The sequence below is a fragment of the Kribbella sp. NPDC050241 genome (assembly GCF_044459685.1).
GTDB lineage: Bacteria > Actinomycetota > Actinomycetes > Propionibacteriales > Kribbellaceae > Kribbella.
In genome coordinates, this window is sequence record NZ_JBITJE010000003.1 from 819,102 (window position 1) to 833,664 (window position 14,563).

The 14,563-nt window shown below is 67.6% G+C and carries 19 protein-coding genes and 1 pseudogene; 13 read left to right on the forward strand and 7 right to left on the reverse strand.

The window, feature by feature from the left end:
- Positions 1–73: 73 nt before the first annotated feature.
- Positions 74–1,036 (forward strand): 2-hydroxyacid dehydrogenase, encoded by a 963-nt coding sequence (locus ACIBG5_RS18640; RefSeq protein ID WP_396392733.1) that lies wholly within the window; start codon positions 74–76, stop codon positions 1,034–1,036.
- On the opposite strand, the gene ACIBG5_RS18645 is transcribed toward ACIBG5_RS18640, so the two are convergent.
- The 3 genes from ACIBG5_RS18645 to ACIBG5_RS18655 are packed head-to-tail and all read right to left on the reverse strand — an operon-like array spanning position 1,026 to position 2,880.
- Complete coding sequence (locus ACIBG5_RS18645) at positions 1,026–1,535, reverse strand: DinB family protein (RefSeq protein ID WP_396392734.1); 510 nt, start codon at positions 1,533–1,535, stop codon at positions 1,026–1,028. The genes ACIBG5_RS18640 and ACIBG5_RS18645 overlap by 11 nt on opposite strands.
- 36 nt (positions 1,536–1,571) lie before the next feature.
- Entirely contained in the window at positions 1,572–2,450 is an 879-nt protein-coding gene (locus tag ACIBG5_RS18650) for an alpha/beta fold hydrolase (RefSeq protein ID WP_396392735.1), read from the reverse strand.
- 19 nt (positions 2,451–2,469) lie between these two features.
- Positions 2,470–2,880, reverse strand: coding sequence for a VOC family protein (locus tag ACIBG5_RS18655; protein WP_396392736.1), 411 nt, complete (start codon positions 2,878–2,880; stop codon positions 2,470–2,472).
- Between the two features lie 99 nt (positions 2,881–2,979).
- Between ACIBG5_RS18655 and ACIBG5_RS18660 the strand changes: the two genes are divergently transcribed.
- On the forward strand, positions 2,980–3,354 hold the full coding sequence (locus ACIBG5_RS18660) for a VOC family protein (RefSeq protein WP_396392737.1): 375 nt from the start codon (positions 2,980–2,982) through the stop codon (positions 3,352–3,354).
- A gap of 125 nt (positions 3,355–3,479) precedes the next feature.
- Here the strand turns inward: ACIBG5_RS18660 and ACIBG5_RS18665 are convergent, their stop codons facing one another.
- Positions 3,480–3,851 carry a nuclear transport factor 2 family protein gene (locus ACIBG5_RS18665; protein ID WP_396392738.1) on the reverse strand — a complete coding sequence of 124 codons (372 nt, stop codon included), beginning with the start codon at positions 3,849–3,851 and terminating at the stop codon, positions 3,480–3,482.
- Positions 3,852–3,897: 46 nt separating this feature from the next.
- Between ACIBG5_RS18665 and ACIBG5_RS18670 the strand changes: the two genes are divergently transcribed.
- The 3 genes from ACIBG5_RS18670 to ACIBG5_RS18680 all read left to right on the forward strand — a co-directional run bounded on the left by ACIBG5_RS18670 (position 3,898) and on the right by ACIBG5_RS18680 (position 5,930).
- Positions 3,898–4,026 (forward strand): hypothetical protein, encoded by a 129-nt coding sequence (locus tag ACIBG5_RS18670; RefSeq protein ID WP_360445690.1) that lies wholly within the window; start codon positions 3,898–3,900, stop codon positions 4,024–4,026.
- Positions 4,027–4,322: 296 nt separating this feature from the next.
- Positions 4,323–5,177 carry a hypothetical protein gene (locus ACIBG5_RS18675; RefSeq protein ID WP_396392739.1) on the forward strand — a complete coding sequence of 285 codons (855 nt, stop codon included), beginning with the start codon at positions 4,323–4,325 and terminating at the stop codon, positions 5,175–5,177.
- Positions 5,178–5,369: 192 nt separating this feature from the next.
- On the forward strand, positions 5,370–5,930 hold the full coding sequence (locus ACIBG5_RS18680) for a hypothetical protein (protein WP_396392740.1): 561 nt from the start codon (positions 5,370–5,372) through the stop codon (positions 5,928–5,930).
- On the opposite strand, the gene ACIBG5_RS18685 is transcribed toward ACIBG5_RS18680, so the two are convergent.
- Positions 5,831–6,409, reverse strand: coding sequence for a DUF664 domain-containing protein (locus ACIBG5_RS18685; RefSeq protein ID WP_396392741.1), 579 nt, complete (start codon positions 6,407–6,409; stop codon positions 5,831–5,833). The two genes, ACIBG5_RS18680 and ACIBG5_RS18685, sit on opposite strands and share 100 nt — an antisense overlap.
- A gap of 79 nt (positions 6,410–6,488) precedes the next feature.
- Between ACIBG5_RS18685 and ACIBG5_RS18690 the strand changes: the two genes are divergently transcribed.
- Positions 6,489–6,977 carry an NUDIX hydrolase gene (locus tag ACIBG5_RS18690; protein ID WP_396392742.1) on the forward strand — a complete coding sequence of 163 codons (489 nt, stop codon included), beginning with the start codon at positions 6,489–6,491 and terminating at the stop codon, positions 6,975–6,977.
- Here ACIBG5_RS18690 and ACIBG5_RS18695 read toward each other — a convergent pair.
- Positions 6,968–7,570 carry a hypothetical protein gene (locus tag ACIBG5_RS18695; RefSeq protein ID WP_396392743.1) on the reverse strand — a complete coding sequence of 201 codons (603 nt, stop codon included), beginning with the start codon at positions 7,568–7,570 and terminating at the stop codon, positions 6,968–6,970. The genes ACIBG5_RS18690 and ACIBG5_RS18695 overlap by 10 nt on opposite strands.
- Positions 7,571–7,639: 69 nt before the next feature.
- Between ACIBG5_RS18695 and ACIBG5_RS18700 the strand changes: the two genes are divergently transcribed.
- Positions 7,640–8,074 (forward strand): YybH family protein, encoded by a 435-nt coding sequence (locus tag ACIBG5_RS18700; RefSeq protein WP_396392744.1) that lies wholly within the window; start codon positions 7,640–7,642, stop codon positions 8,072–8,074.
- Between the two features lie 11 nt (positions 8,075–8,085).
- Complete coding sequence (locus ACIBG5_RS18705) at positions 8,086–8,661, forward strand: GNAT family N-acetyltransferase (RefSeq protein ID WP_396392745.1); 576 nt, start codon at positions 8,086–8,088, stop codon at positions 8,659–8,661.
- Here ACIBG5_RS18705 and ACIBG5_RS18710 read toward each other — a convergent pair.
- The gene (locus ACIBG5_RS18710; protein ID WP_396392746.1) at positions 8,642–9,316 is read right to left on the reverse strand and encodes a TetR/AcrR family transcriptional regulator; all 675 of its coding nucleotides are present in this window, start codon (positions 9,314–9,316) and stop codon (positions 8,642–8,644) included. The genes ACIBG5_RS18705 and ACIBG5_RS18710 overlap by 20 nt on opposite strands.
- Before the next feature lie 186 nt (positions 9,317–9,502).
- On the opposite strand from ACIBG5_RS18710, the gene ACIBG5_RS18715 reads away from it, so the two are divergent.
- From ACIBG5_RS18715 to ACIBG5_RS18735, 5 genes and pseudogenes are all read left to right on the forward strand, one after another.
- Positions 9,503–10,147, forward strand: coding sequence for a hypothetical protein (locus ACIBG5_RS18715; RefSeq protein ID WP_396392747.1), 645 nt, complete (start codon positions 9,503–9,505; stop codon positions 10,145–10,147).
- On the forward strand, positions 10,144–10,917 hold the full coding sequence (locus tag ACIBG5_RS18720; protein WP_396392748.1) for a hypothetical protein: 774 nt from the start codon (positions 10,144–10,146) through the stop codon (positions 10,915–10,917). Before ACIBG5_RS18715 ends, ACIBG5_RS18720 begins: the two co-directional genes overlap by 4 nt.
- Before the next feature lie 104 nt (positions 10,918–11,021).
- On the forward strand, positions 11,022–12,212 hold the full coding sequence (locus ACIBG5_RS18725) for a serine hydrolase domain-containing protein (RefSeq protein WP_396392749.1): 1,191 nt from the start codon (positions 11,022–11,024) through the stop codon (positions 12,210–12,212).
- Positions 12,213–12,244: 32 nt separating this feature from the next.
- On the forward strand, positions 12,245–12,997 hold the full coding sequence (locus tag ACIBG5_RS18730; RefSeq protein WP_396392750.1) for an ABC transporter ATP-binding protein: 753 nt from the start codon (positions 12,245–12,247) through the stop codon (positions 12,995–12,997).
- A gap of 28 nt (positions 12,998–13,025) precedes the next feature.
- Positions 13,026–14,117: pseudogene (locus tag ACIBG5_RS18735) on the forward strand (ABC transporter permease); the annotation flags it as partial.
- Positions 14,118–14,563 lie beyond the last annotated feature (446 nt).

The following is a 14,563-nucleotide window of genomic DNA, read 5'->3' on the forward strand; positions in this document are numbered from 1 at the left end:
CCGGGGGCGGGAAATAGGGTTGGGCGGGAAAGCGGCGGTCAACATCGGTGCAGGACGCGCGAGGAGGACTCTCATGGGACTACCAGTGGTGCTGATGCCGGGACCGATGCATCCGGCGGTCGCGGCGGGTCTGGACGGTCACTGTGAGCTGATCCGGCTCTGGGAGGAGAGCGACCCGGACGCGGTCCTCGCGGCCCGCCGCGACGAGATCGTTGCCGTCGCCACCGGTGGCTCGCTGATCGACGGCGCGTTCCTGGACCGGCTGCCCGCCGTACGCATCGTGGCGAGCTTCGGCGTCGGGTACGACCGGATCGACGCGGCCGCGGCGGCCGAGCGCGGCGTGGTCGTGACGAACACACCTGGCGTCCTGGACGACGAGGTCGCCGACACGGCGCTGGGTCTGCTGCTGATGACGGTCCGCGAACTGCCCCAGGCCGAGCGCTACCTGCGCGCCGGCAAGTGGGAAACCGACGGCGCGTACCCGTTGACCAAGGCAACGATGCACGGCCGCCGGGTCGGCATCCTCGGTCTTGGCCGGATCGGGCAGGCGATCGCGGACCGGGTCGCTCCGTTCGGGATCTCCGTTGCCTACCACAACCGCCGCCGCAAGGACGTCGGCTACCGCTACTACCCGTCGCTGCTGGATATGGCGCGCGACGTGGACACGCTGGTGATCGTCATCCCTGGCGGCGACTCGACTCGTCACCTGGTAAACGCCGAGGTCCTGGCGGCGTTGGGGCCGGACGGCATCGTCATCAACGTGGCCCGCGGCTCAGTCGTCGACGAGCAGGCCCTGGTCGACGCGCTTCGCGACGGCACCATCCTCGCGGCCGGCCTCGACGTCTTCGAACACGAGCCGAAGGTCCACCCCGACCTGCTCACCCTGCCCAACGCGGTCCTCCTCCCCCACGTCGGCTCGGCCACCATGCCCACCCGCAAGGCTATGGCCGGCCTGGTCGTCGAGAACCTGACCAACTGGTTCGCCTACAACGCTCCGCTCACCCCGGTGCCGGAGTCCATCCCGCTCACGACGTAGGCAGGTCCCAGATTCGCTCGGTCTCCCAGGCGTACTCCCAGGCTTGGATGTCCGGGGGCTCGATGCCGAAGCCGGTGAGGATCGCGCAGACCTGCTCGCGGTGGTGGTTGGCGTGGTTGATCGCCTGCGCGATGAAGATGCCGAGCCGGGTACCGCGGGTGTTGTTGTCGACGATGATGATGCGCTCGACGTCGATCGGCTTGGTGAGGACGTCCTCCCAGAGGGCGCCGGCCTCGTCGTTCCAGTGTTCGAGCACGTCGAAGTCCGGCGCCTCATCGCTGTCCACGAAATCGAGGGGGCTATCGGCGACACGGCGTACGTAGCTGCCGTCGCAGCGGACGATGTGATCCAGCGTCGCCACGATGCCGCCGTACGTACCGACGCCGGTGACCTCGAGTTGCTCGGCGGTCAGGCCCTGCGCCCGGCAGAACTGGATCAGGCTCTTGGTCGCCCAGTTGTTGTGGCGGATCGGGTCATACAGCACATCGTTGAGTCCCATACTCCAGGCTAGACCGCGGGCATCGCGTTCCCGTACTCAATTTCCGCTGATCAGAGTCGTGAGGACGTCGTCCCAATGATCCTGCAGTACGGCGAGGTGCGTGCTCTGCTCGCGGACGACCAGGGTCGCGTGCGGGAGGTGCGCGGCGAGCCAGTGGCCATTGCGGACGGAGGCGTTCGCGTCGAGTTCGCCGTACCAGAGGAAGGTGGGGCACGTGATCGCCTCGGGGTGGAAATCCCAACGCCTGAAGGAGATCGCGGCGTCGCGGAGGTAGCCGTCCGGGTTCGCGAGTGCTTCGCGGACAGCAGCCGCGGCGGCCGTCGTTCCTTGCCTGGTGGCGATCTCGGCGTCGTACGGCGGTAGTTGCGCGACGAAGCGGCGTACCAGGGCTTCGTTGTCCGGATCGGTTGGGTCGAGCCGGTCGACGTACTGCTGGAAGTCGGGCCGCATGTGCTCGGCCGCCTCGTCCGGGGTCATGCTCGCGAGCCGAGTGAAGAAGGCTTGCTCGTCCGGGCCGAGGTCGTCGCGGTGGTACGGCGGGTCGAGCTCGGGAACGTTGGCTGGGCTCGCGAGCACGCCGACTGCGGTCACCCGGTCCGGATGCCGCGCAGCGCAAGCCAGTGCGTACGGCCCGCCGATCGACATTCCGAGTACGGCGAATCGGTCGATCGCCAGCGCATCCGCGACCGCGACGACATCGTCGGCCACCGACAGGTATGTCGACGCGTGCGAATCCGACCGCCCGTAGCCCGGACGGTTCACCGCCACCAGGTGCACGTCGGCACGCAACGCGGCTTGCTCGCCCGGATACGCGGCGTGCCGGGTATCCGGACAGCCGGGCAGGAACAGCACCGGCGTGCCACCAGGGGAGCCGCCGGCCCAGATCTGAACCCAGCGACCATCCCCCAGCCGCACTCCTGCGTCCGCCTGCGGATCAGCTGCCGGCGACGTTGACCATCCAGTTGACGCCGAACTTGTCGGTGACCATGCCGAACTCGTCGCCCCACATCTGCTTCTCCAACGGGACCGTCACCTTGCCGCCGTCGGACAGCTTCGCGTAGTACCCACGCAGCTCGTCGCCGTCGTCACCGCTCAGGCTGATCGCCATGTTCTCGCCCGGGTTGTACGGCATCCCCTGCGGGGTGTCGGCCGCCATCAAGGTGAACCCGCTCGGCGTCTCCAGCTGGCTGTGCATGAGTTTGTTGTCGTCGTCCGGTCCGTGGCTCGCGCCGAACTCGGCGAACGTGTTCGACTGCACCTCGCCCCCGAACACGCTCTGGTAGAACTCCATCGCCTCCCGTGCGCTGCTCTCGAACTGGATATACGGATTGAGTCGAGACGCCATCGGAAATCTCCCCTTCCCCCTGCGAATACCTCTCTTTGCCCGCACAGTAGACCCCGCCACCGACAGTCCGCGAGGCCGCACGGCGGTTAGGGTCTGCCCATGATCCCCCGACACATCACGATCGATGCCGCGAACCCGTACGAGCTCGCGCAGTTCTGGTGCACCGTCACCGGCTGGCCGCTGGGCGAAGGCGACGAGCCCGGCGACGACGAGGTGCTGGTCGACGCCCCGGCGCCGGTCCCCGACATGCTGTTCATCGCCGTTCCCGAGGCGAAGTCGGTGAAGAACCGCGTGCACATCGACTGGGTGCCGACCGGGCGGACCCGCGACGAGGAGGTCGAGCGCCTGCTCGGCCTCGGCGCCAGTATCCACGAGGACCACCGTCTGCCCGACGGCCGCGGCTGGGTCACCCTCCTCGACCCCGAGCGCAACGAGTTCTGCATCGAGCGCAGCGACGCCGAACGGGCGTCCTGACCTCAGCCGTCGCGTCTGCGCAGCCACCCGCGCTTGGACCTCGGTGGTCGTTCGGCTGCGGATGTCGGCGGCTTGTCACGACTCGGGCTGGGCGGGAAGCGGGCGAGGTAGGCGCGGGCGCACCCTCATGTGATCGCGGTGGCCTGCGACCAGCGGAGCTGCCAGCCGGCCGGCGTACGGCAATAGCAGTCGAGATGCCAGGCCTCGAGGTCGCTGGGTTCGCGGCCGCCGACGGAGATCTCGATCGCGGAGCGATACCGCAGTACGGCGACATCACCGTCGAGCATCACGTCGATCTCGCTGATCGGTTCGAAGCGGCGGTAGTCGATCTCGCCGGACTCGATCCCGCCCAGGTACTCCGCTTTGGTCCACGAGAGCCCGCTCGGCGTCACGATGACGAAGTCGTCGGCGTGAACGGCATCGGCCTCGGCGACCCTGCGGTCCACCAGCCACGTCAACCGGTCCCGCTCGATCCGTCGCAACTTGTCGGCTTCCACCCTCGAAAACCTACCGTTCGCCCGGTTCGTCCGTCATGCTCGACCCATGAAGTGGTTCAGGCGAAAGAAGAAGGACCCGAAAGACCGCGACGCCTCGCCGCGCCAGCGTCCTCCCGCCGAGGTCAAGGACCTCCGCGCCCGCCTGACCAGCGACGGCTACACCCTCAAGCACTGAGGCACGCTCGACCCCAGGCAGCCGCCGAGTCGTGGATCTTCGCAGCGAAACCCCGGCAACACCCGACCCAAATCCACGACTCGACATCCACCGCGGATCACCCGGGCTTGGCAACTTTTTGCGCCGGGGGGAAATCTTGTAGGTGTCGGGGGTGAGCCGTGGGCGGGTGCTTGTCCGGCTTGTCTAGTCTCTGTTCGGGCACGGCGCCCGCGGATCTTGCAACGTTTTGCGGATTCACGACATTGAAGGATGTAGAAGGGTCCGTGCGCGAGAGTTCTGTGGGGGAGTGAGGGCTGTTGAGTCAGCGACGCCGGCTGCGTGAGCATGTCATCGACCCGATCGTTGCCATGACGGTGACGCTTGCGGTCCTGACCCTTATCGGCGGCGTGCTGGTTCTGCTGGAGCCCCCGCGGCCGAGCACCGCGATCAGCAACGTCATTGCGCCCGATCCCTCCGCCGGTACTCCGTCCGAGCCGTCCATCGGCGGCGCGCCGGGGCCGGCCGATCCCGCGCCGGCCCAGGACGACTACGGGTCGGGGAAGCTGGGCTCGTGGCAGAACCTGGCCCGGCGGATCGCCTCCGAGGACCAGATCCGGGACACCCTGATGTTCAACGGGATCTTCCTGTTCGGCGACAGCATCTCGGTCCAGGACGGTGCGGCCCTCGAGCGCATGGTGACGGCGCAGACCGGCGACCCGATCGCCAGCCACGACTGGTCGGGTGAGCCGGCCTCCGCCGCGGTCGACGCGCTGGCGGAGTGGTCACACCACTACGGCCTGCCCGGCCGGATCGTGATGGCGGTCGGCACCAACGACATTTTCGACCCGCCGGCCTTCGCGGCGCAGGTCGAGCGCACGATGGAGATCGTGGGCCCGGTGCGGACCGTGTACTGGGTGAACGTGCACGCCGGCCGCTTCAAGAAGTCGGCCACCGTTCGGGCCGCCGACGAGCGGAACAGCGCCTGGATCAACCAGCAGCTGGACCAGGCCGCGGCGCGCCACCCGAATCTGAAGGTCGTGCGGTGGGCCGAGTACCTCGCCACCCAGCCGAGCGGGCCCGCGACGTACCTGCGCGACGGCGTACACACCACCGAGCCGGTCGGCCAGGACGCCCGCAACTCGCTGATCCTGAGGGCGATCCAGAGCCATTGAATCCTGCCCTTCCGGGCACTCCGGGAACCGAAGTAGGGGATCCGGACAACCTTTTGTGTGGGTCGAACCATCAAACACACAGACGACAAATCGGCCTTGGGGGACAGATGACGGCGAAGCTCGAGTAGGCCTCGAATAGGCACCGCACACCCGCTGTCACGCGACGTTTCCGGGATCTCCCGGCGTCGACCGTTGCTCGACCATGGGTGGTTCCTGCAAAAGAACTGGAGCGGCGCCTGGAACCACGGCACCGACGAGAGCATCGCGCAGTTCGGCGTCGGCTGCACGCTCGGCCGCGGCGATCTGAAGAAGCTCGCCGTCAATCGGCTGACCAGCACGATCACGACCTCGATCGACGCGCAGGGTTCGACCAACGAGCAGTCCACCTCGTACGCGCAGTTCAACTACTCGCTGTGGGGCCGGGCGGTCGACGTACTGCAGCGGTGTGGCGTCGACCCGGGTACGACGATCAAGGCGCGCCGGCTCGAACTCGCGAAGTGGCTCGCGCTCGGCACCAACTCACTCGGCCGCGCACGGGTCAGTTACGCCACGTCGTGGCAGGGATCGCGGATGCTGATCAACCTCACAGTCACCAGGTCACGACCACGGTCGCGGTCACTCCGGATGGGACCCTGGAGCGGATCAAGTGAGCGTCAGGCAGGTTGCGAGGTCTTGGCGCCGACGGGGTGCCAGCCGTCGGGCGGGTCCTCGCCGACTCGCCCGTCGATGGACTCCCGGATGAGGTCGGCGTGACCGGTATGACGCCCGTACTCCTCGACCAGGTCGCAGACCAGGCGGCGCAGGCTGGCGTGCCGCCCGTCCGGCCAGGTGATGTGCGCCGGCTGGTCGAGCCCACCGTCGGCGATCGCCGCCTGCAGCGTCGCACGGGACCGCTCGACCGCGCCGTCCCACCACGCGTACAGCTCCTCCGGTGTGTCGTCGACGGCGGAGTTGAGCTCCCAGTCGTTGTCGTCACTCCATCCGTTCACGGTCCACGGCTCCCCCATCGGCTCGCCCCGGAGCTTCACCTTGAACATGTAGTCCTCGTTCGCGGCCAGGTGCTTCAGCAACCCGCCGATCGTCAGCGTCGACGCACCGATCCGCGCTCGCATCCCGGCCGCATCCAACTCGTCCGCCTTGAACCGGAACGTCGTACGCAACCGCTCGAGCGCCCCGACCAAGTGCTCAACCTCAGTGCCCGCCAACGGCGGTTCCCACGGAATCAAGGTCATGCCGTCACCGTAAGCCCGATTCCGGACACTCCCCTTCCGGAACTTTCCGGTCCTTCAGAAGACCGGGCAAGGTGGTCCGATGCGGAGATACTGCGGGGTCGTCGCGAGGTACGACGGGCAGGTGGCGTTGGTGCGGGAGCAGTACGACGCGTGGGACGCGGAGTACTGGAATCTGCCGAGTGGTGCCGTGGAGGACGGCGAGACGCCGGCGCGCGGGGCGGTGCGGGAGCTGCGGGAGGAGACGGGGCTCCGGGTGGATGAGGATGCGCTCAAGCTGGTGTGGCGGACGATCTCGACGATTGAGGGCGAGGCGGCGACACAGTCGTGGAACTACGTGGTCTCGGTGGGCGATCCGTCGTTCTGCATCGACGATCCCGATGGCTACATCACCGACGCGCGGTGGTTCCCGGTCGAGGACGCCGTACGCCTGCTCCGGCAGGTCCCGTACCCGCCGCTCGCCGTACCATCCAGTCACTTCCTGCAAACCGCCGAACGGCTGGTCTGGAACTTCACCCCCGCCGACAACGACCAGTGGGGCTGGTCCCACTTCCCAATAGCTCAATCCTGAGCAACCCGACCCGGCATCCAGCCTGTGCGGTCGTAGATGTTGCGGTCGCCGAGCCAGGTGCGGAACTCGGCGAAGCTCCGTACTCCGGCGTCCAGCACCGCTTGGTAGAGCCAGTAGCCGTACGCCCGCTCACCGATCGCGACGGCTTCTTCCTTGATCGCGAGCACGCGATCACGCAGCTCCGGGCTCAGTGCATCCCTCAAGGCCGCGGTCAACGGAGCACCGCTCGAGGCGCCGCGCTTGAGCACCCACATGTCGATCGTCCACGTCTCGTCTGGTGTGAGCTCGTACTCGAGCTTCCAGTACTGACCCCGCTCATGCCGGTCCCGCGCGTCGAGGTACGTGATCCGCCGCGACCTCGGCAGCTCGGCCAGCGGACGCATCACCCTGAACCCATCCGCCACCTGCGGGTCATCCGAGTGGATCTCCAGATCGATGTCGGGTGCCACCACGACCCCGATTCCGACCGAGCCGACGATCTCCACGTCGCCGTACCGGCTCCACCGTCCGAGCAGATCCAGCTCACGCACGAGTTCGTACGCCGTGCGTAGCCGCGCGTCTGCCCTCGTCCTGAGATCGGTCCTGCGGGTCATCCTCACACTCCGGGGGTTCGTCTCGTCGTAGTACTGACGACGCATCTGGACGAGAGGAATGCAGTGGTTATGAGTAACGCCGAGCATGAGGTTGGCGCTCTGCTGGAGAGCCGTGAGCAGGCTTGCCGGGACAAGGACATCGAGCGGCTGATGTCGCTCTACTCCCCCGACATCATCTACTTCGATGTCGTTCCGCCGCTGCACTACTCCGGAGCTGACGCGGTACGGAAGAACTTCCTTCGCTGGTTCGACGAGTACGACGGACCGATCGGCCTGGAGACGCACCAACTCAAGATCGCGGCCAGCGAGAGCGTGGCGATCGCCCACATGTTCCACCTGGACACCGGTGCGATGCAGGCCGACGGATCACCGAGCCGCAGCCTCTGGCTCCGCTCGACCGTCTGCCTCGAACGCACAGACACCCAGTGGCTGATCACCCACGAACACATCTCCCTCCCGGTAGCCCTCGACACCATGCAAGCCGTCCTGGACGCCACTCCCTGACAATCACAGGTATGACGAAGTGGACCGTGCGGGACTATGCGCCCGCCGACGAGACGCCGTGGCTGCGCTGCCGCGTTCTGGCTTTCCTCGACACGACGTACTACGACGACGTCGCGACAGCCAAGCCGCAGCGTGAGGCCGGCCTCCAACTGGTGGCGGTCGCCGGTGACGAGCTCATCGGACTGGTGGACGCGAGCGTGACCGGTCAGGAGGCGACCATCGAGACGATCGCGGTGCACCCTGACCACCGTCGGATGGGCGTGGCGCAACGACTTCTCGACGAGATCTGCGACCGGCTGCAAGCCCGTGGAGCAACCCAGGTCGACGCCTGGACGCGCGACGACGAGGGCACCCTGGCCTGGTACCGGTCGCAGGGCTTCGAGCAACGGATGCGGTATCTCCACGTCTACGCGTCCGATCCGGACGAGGCCGGCCGAGCGTTCGGTCCGCGGACGGACCTCATGCCGCGATTCGGCTTCTTCCATGCCTGGACCGACCACGAGGACGCGCTGCGGAAGGAGTTCGGCCGCGTCTACTCCTGCAGGCAGTTCGTGAAACCCCTCGGGGTCACGCCTGGAGACCGTTGAGGATGCGCGTCAGGCCCCACAGAAACTGCTCGGTGGTGAAGTCTTTCGAGATGGTGCCGGCCGTTTCGGTGGTGCGTGGATAGGCCTCGGCAGGGAGGGTGTCGAGTACGGCGCGCCGGGTGGAGACGCGGTCGCGTTCGGTCGGAGGGATGCGGCGCTGGTCGAGCTCGGCGACCTCGAGAGCGATCGCGCCGAAGATATAGACCAGCAGCACGTACGACGCACGGGCGGCGTCATCCGAAGCCAAGCCACCGTCGGCGAGGACCTCGCTGAGGGACTCGCGCAAGGTCAGAGCGTTCGGGCCGTCCATGGGTCCGCCGAGGAGAAGCTGAACTGCGCCGCGGTGCGCGACGAGGTGGGTCCGAAGCTCGAGCGCGAGCGCCTCGACGCGTTGCCGCCAGGGCTGGTCCCGGTCGACGAACCGGTCGTGGTTGACGTCGCCCAGGAACCGCTCGACCAGAGCCCGCAGCACCGCGGCCTTGCTGGGGTAGTACGTATACACGGCGTTGGGCGCGATGCCGACCTGAGCAGCGATGCCCCGGATCGAGACCGCGGCCGCGCCCCCCGCGTCCAACTGCCACAGGGCGGCGTCGAGGATCGCCTGTTCCGTGACCGCCCGCGGCCGGCCGGTCCGCCGTCCCATCGGTGTCGTCATCGACGAGGACCTCCACTGTTGACTTCTTTCTGTACGCCGTCCATATTATGGACAGAGTACAAAAAGACCCGGTCACCGGGTCTCACCTTTGGCAGTCGGGGACGGGGCGGACCACCGGAGGTCCATTCGTTCTGGGGACCTGGTGGGGGAAAACGCCGGTCCCGCTCGCTGAGGGGGCAGTCCAGCATGACGAATCTGGACGCATCGCACACACCATCAAGCAGCACCGCATCCCGCGCACCACTCACCCGCCTGGCCGGGCCGCTCGCGTTGGCCGCCGGCGTGTTGATGGTCGTGGTCGAGGTGGTGATCTTCCCGATCGTCGATCGCGACGATCACGTCGGTACGTCGACCAACACGGTCTACCGGGTCAGCGGCGTCGTGTACTTCGTGGCCTTCTGCCTGCTGGTGCTCGCCGCGGTCGCGGCGTACAGCTGGCAGGCACACAAGGCCGGCCGCTTCGGCGTCGTCGGGCTGATCGGCGCGGTGGTGGGGACGATGTTCCTCGGTGGCGACCTGTGGTTCGAGACGTTCTACGTCACCTACCTGGCCGATATCGCACCTGAGGTTCTCGACGCCGATCCGGCCGGCATGATCGTCCTCGGCGCCGTGTCGAGCTACCTGCTGTTCGCGATCGGCTGGGCGCTGTTCGGCCTCGCGAGTTTCCGGGCCGGCGTCTTCCCGCGCGCCATCTGCATCGCGATCGTGATCGGCGGACTGGTCGGCTTCCAGTCGTTGCTGCCGCCGTTCGGGATCGTGCTCGGGCTGGCGATGATCTGGCTCGGCATCTGGATGATCAGAACGCCCGGCGCGAGCGAGGTCGTCTCATGACCGCGGCCCCGGCCACGCCTGTCCCGAGTTCTCCTGCACCGGTACGCCGTTCCTGGAGCGCCTGGCGCACGGTCTTGGTGATCCTCGGCAGCCTGCTCATCCTGCTCGGCGGCGGCCTGCTCGTCGGCGGCGGCATCGGACTGTGGGCACACAGTCAACGCGATGCAGACGGTTATCACACCGCGGGCCCCGAACGCATCACCACCGACGCCTATGCGTTGACCGCGCCGTCCCTCGATGTCGCCATCACCGGCCCCGACGCGCTCTACGCCAACGACCTGCTCGGCGACGTACGGATCAGGATCGAGTCGGCAAACGCGGAGACACCGCTGTTCGTCGGCATCGGCCCGGCCGGCGAGGTCGCCAAGTATCTCGACGGCGTCGGCCACTCGGAGGTCTCGGACATCGACGTCGACCCGTTCAAGGTCAGCTACATTCCGCACCAGGGCGACGCACCCGCGGCCGATCCCAGCGCGCAAACCTTCTGGGTCGCCTCCGACAGCGGGACCGGCCCGCGCTCCCTCGACTGGGACGTTGCTGACGGCAACTGGTCCGTCGTCGTGATGAACGCCGACGGGTCACCGGGTGTCGACGCCGACGTCAGCGTCGGTGGCACCCTGCCGATCGTCCTACCCATCGCGATCGCCACGCTCGTCGTGGGCGGCATCCTACTGATCCTCGGAATCGTGCTCGTCGTAGTGACCGTCGCAACCCGACGTACCGTCCGCACGCCGGTGCAGACCGCACCAGGCCAGGTCCCGGCGCCATAGCCGGGATCGCCCGCCAGCTGGCGCGCTCTACCGCCAACTGTCCCTCGACCGTGCCCTGGCGCGGATCGGGGGACAGGCGGACATCCAACGTAAGGAGTCGTTTCGTGTCCTCAGCGGACAAGTCTGTCCGGTCGCGCCGTGGCCGGTGGGTAGCGGTCATCGCACTCGCCACCGCCGCGAGCCTGGCCACAGCACCGGTCGTCTCGGCGTCGCCCTCAGCACCGGCACGGTCCTCGACCAGTCAGCCCCGCGGAGTTCAAGCCGCGCTCGATCAGGTCGTCACGGCCGGCGCGCCGGGCGCGGTCGCGTACGTGCGAGTGGGTGATCGCACGTATCGCTACTCCAGCGGGTATGGCAACCTCGCTCCGCTCACGCCGATCCGGGTCGCCGACCTGTCGCGGATCGGTGGCGTGACGAAGACCTTCACCGCCACTGTGGTCCTCCAGCTGGTCGGCGATCGGGTGCTCAAACTCAACGACTCCGTCGAGAAGTGGCTCCCGGGCGTCTTCCCCAACGGCGCCGGGATCACCATCCGCCAATTGCTCAACCACACCAGCGGAATCTACGACTACGCAGGCGACGATCGGGTCTTCGCGCCGTACTTCGAAAGTGGCGACCTGACCCTGATCTTCGATCCCCGCGAGGGCGTCCGGATCGCGGCCGAACACGGTCCGCTCTACGCACCGGGAACCGGCTGGAACTACTCGAACACCAACACTCTCCTGCTGGCGATGATCGTCGAGGCGGCCACCGGCAACTCGTTCGGCACCGAACTGCGCCGTCGCATCTTCAAACCACTCGGCCTCGACCACACCAGCTACCCGACCACGTCGGCGATCCCCGGCTCCTATGTCCACGGCTATTGGATCATCGGCGGCCCGGATCCGGTCGACTTCACGGCGCTCAGCCCCACGCTGCTCGGCGCTGCCGGAGCAATCCTGTCCAACCCTGAGGACGTCACCCGCTTCTATCGCGCCCTGCTGCGCGGCCACGTACTCAAACCCGCCCAGCTGCGGGCGATGCAAACCATCGACGCTGTTGCCACCGACCCGCCAGGGTCCATCGACTCGGGCATCCCCGGTGGCGGCTGGGGCCTGGGCTTGCTCCGAGAGACGTTCCCCTGCGGTGACGCCTGGGGCCACGACTCGGAGATCCCCGGCTACATGACCGCGGCCTGGAACAGCGAAGACGGCCGCCGCCAAGTCGTCGTAGTCGTCAACATCGACGGCCTCCCCCACGACCACCCGATCACCCAAGCCATGCGCACCGTCCTCCTCAAGGCGTACTGCGGCTGACCCATCCGAACTATTCGTATTCAGGGGGAGATATGGCCATCACGACCAGCACTACCGTTCGGGCGACGGCCGCTCGGGCCGAAGGCATCAGCAAGTTCTACGGCACCGGCGACGCAGCCGTCGCCGCGCTCAAGGATGTCACCGTCGATCTCGAAGCCGGCAGATTCACCGCCATCATGGGGCCGTCGGGGTCCGGCAAGTCGACCCTGCTGCACATGCTCGCCGGCCTCGACCGGCCGTCGACGGGCGAGGTGTACGTCGGCGACACACTGATCACCGCCCTCAACGACAAGGCGCTCACGCTGCTGCGGCGGGACCAGATCGGCTTCGTCTTCCAGTCGTTCAACCTGCTGCCGACGATGACCGCGGCCGAGAACATCGTGCTCCCGATCCGGATCGCCGGCCGCAAACCCGACACGGCCTGGGTGCAGTCGATTGTCGACAAGCTCGGGCTCGCCGATCGGCTCGACCACCGTCCCACCGAGCTGTCCGGGGGCCAGCAGCAACGAGTGGCCGCGGCCCGCGCCTTGGCGTCCCGGCCGCAGATCATCTTCGCCGACGAGCCGACCGGCGCCCTCGACTCCACCTCGGGCACCGAATTGCTCAGCTTCCTGCGGACGGCGGTCAAGGAACTCGGCCAGACCGTCGTGATGGTGACCCACGATCCGACGGCCGCGAGTTACGCCGATCGGGTGCTCTTCCTTGCCGACGGCCACGTTGTCGACGAGATGGAGGCACCGACTGCGGACGCCGTACTCGACTTCATGAAGCATCTGGGCGGTTGACGCCATGTTCACCGCGACCCTGCGCGGCATGCTCGCGCACAAACTGCGCCTGGTGCTGACTGTGGCATCGATCGCGCTCGGTGTCTCGTTCCTGGCCGGCACGCTGGTCCTGACCGACACCATGCGCCTGGCGTTCGACCAGCTGTTCGGCAAGGTCTCCGCCGGCACCGATGCGGTCGTCCGCGCCGAGGCGGCGTACACCCAGTCCGAAGGCACCGGCACCAGCCGCGGACCCATCCCGGCTTCGGTCCTTCAGCAGGTCCGTGGCGTCGACGGCGTACGGGCAGCGGAGGGTTCCGTCAGCGGATACGCGCTGCTCACCGACAACGCCGGCCGTGCCGTCCTGACCAGCGGCGGGGCCCCGACCATGGGCTACAGCATGCCGGCGGACACCACCTTGCGCGGCGACGTCAAGATCCTCACCGGCACCGCACCTTCGGCGCCACACCAGGTCGCGATCGACGCGACGAGCGCCGAGGAGCATCACATCGCGCTCGGCTCCACGATCAAGGTGCTGTTCCAGGGGCCGACGCAGGAGTTCAACGTGGTCGGCACCGTCGGCTTCGGCGGCGAGAAGAACCTCGGCGGTACGACGTCGGCGTACTTCGACCCGACGACAGCCCAGCAGGTCCTCGGTTCTCCCGCCGTCTTCGACACGATCAACGTCAGCGCGGCCGACGGCGTGAGCCAGGCCGAGCTCGTACAGCGGATCGATGCGACCCTGCCGAAGGGCACGGAGGCGGTCACCGGTGCGACCGTGGTGAAGGAGTCCGCGGACGCGATCGACGAGGACCTCCGGTTCGTCCGGATCATCTTCATGGTGTTCGCCGGCATCGCGTTGTTCGTCGGCTCGTTCATCATCTGGAACACCTTCACGATGACCGTGACGCAACGGTCTCGCGAGATCGCGCTGCTGCGTGCGATCGGCGCGACCCGGCGCCAGGTGGCCCGCAGCCTGATCATCGAGGCGCTACTCCTCGGCGTACTCGCCTCGGCCCTCGGCGTCGGCCTCGGGCTCGTGGTCGCCAAGGGGCTCAATCTGCTGATGGACCGGGTGGGGTTCACTCTGCCCAGCACGTCCCTGCAGGTCGAGCCACGCACCATCTGGCTGTCGCTGCTCGTCGGCACGATCGTCACCGTCGTGGCGGCACTCGTCCCGGCGATGCGAGCCACGAAGGTACTACCGGTCGAGGCGCTGCGCGATGCGGTGCCCGGCGCCGGCAACCCCTCGAAGAGGCGCATCGTGATCGGAGCCGTCCTGACCGTGCTCGGCTTGGCCGGGCTGTTCACGTCCCTGTACGGCGGCCTGACGATGAAGGCGTTCGGCCCGAGTCTGCTGGCGATCCTCGTCGGCATCATCACGCTGTTGCCGGTCGCTGCCCGGCCGCTTGCCTCGCTGATCGGCATACCGCTGCGACTCCGCGGACTGTCCGGCGAACTGGCCAGGCAGAACGCGATGCGCAACCCGCGTCGTACCGCCTCGACGGCGGCCGCACTGATGATCGGCCTGACGCTGGTCGTGAGCATGGGCGTGTTCGCGTCCTCGCTGAAGTCGTCGTTCAGCGA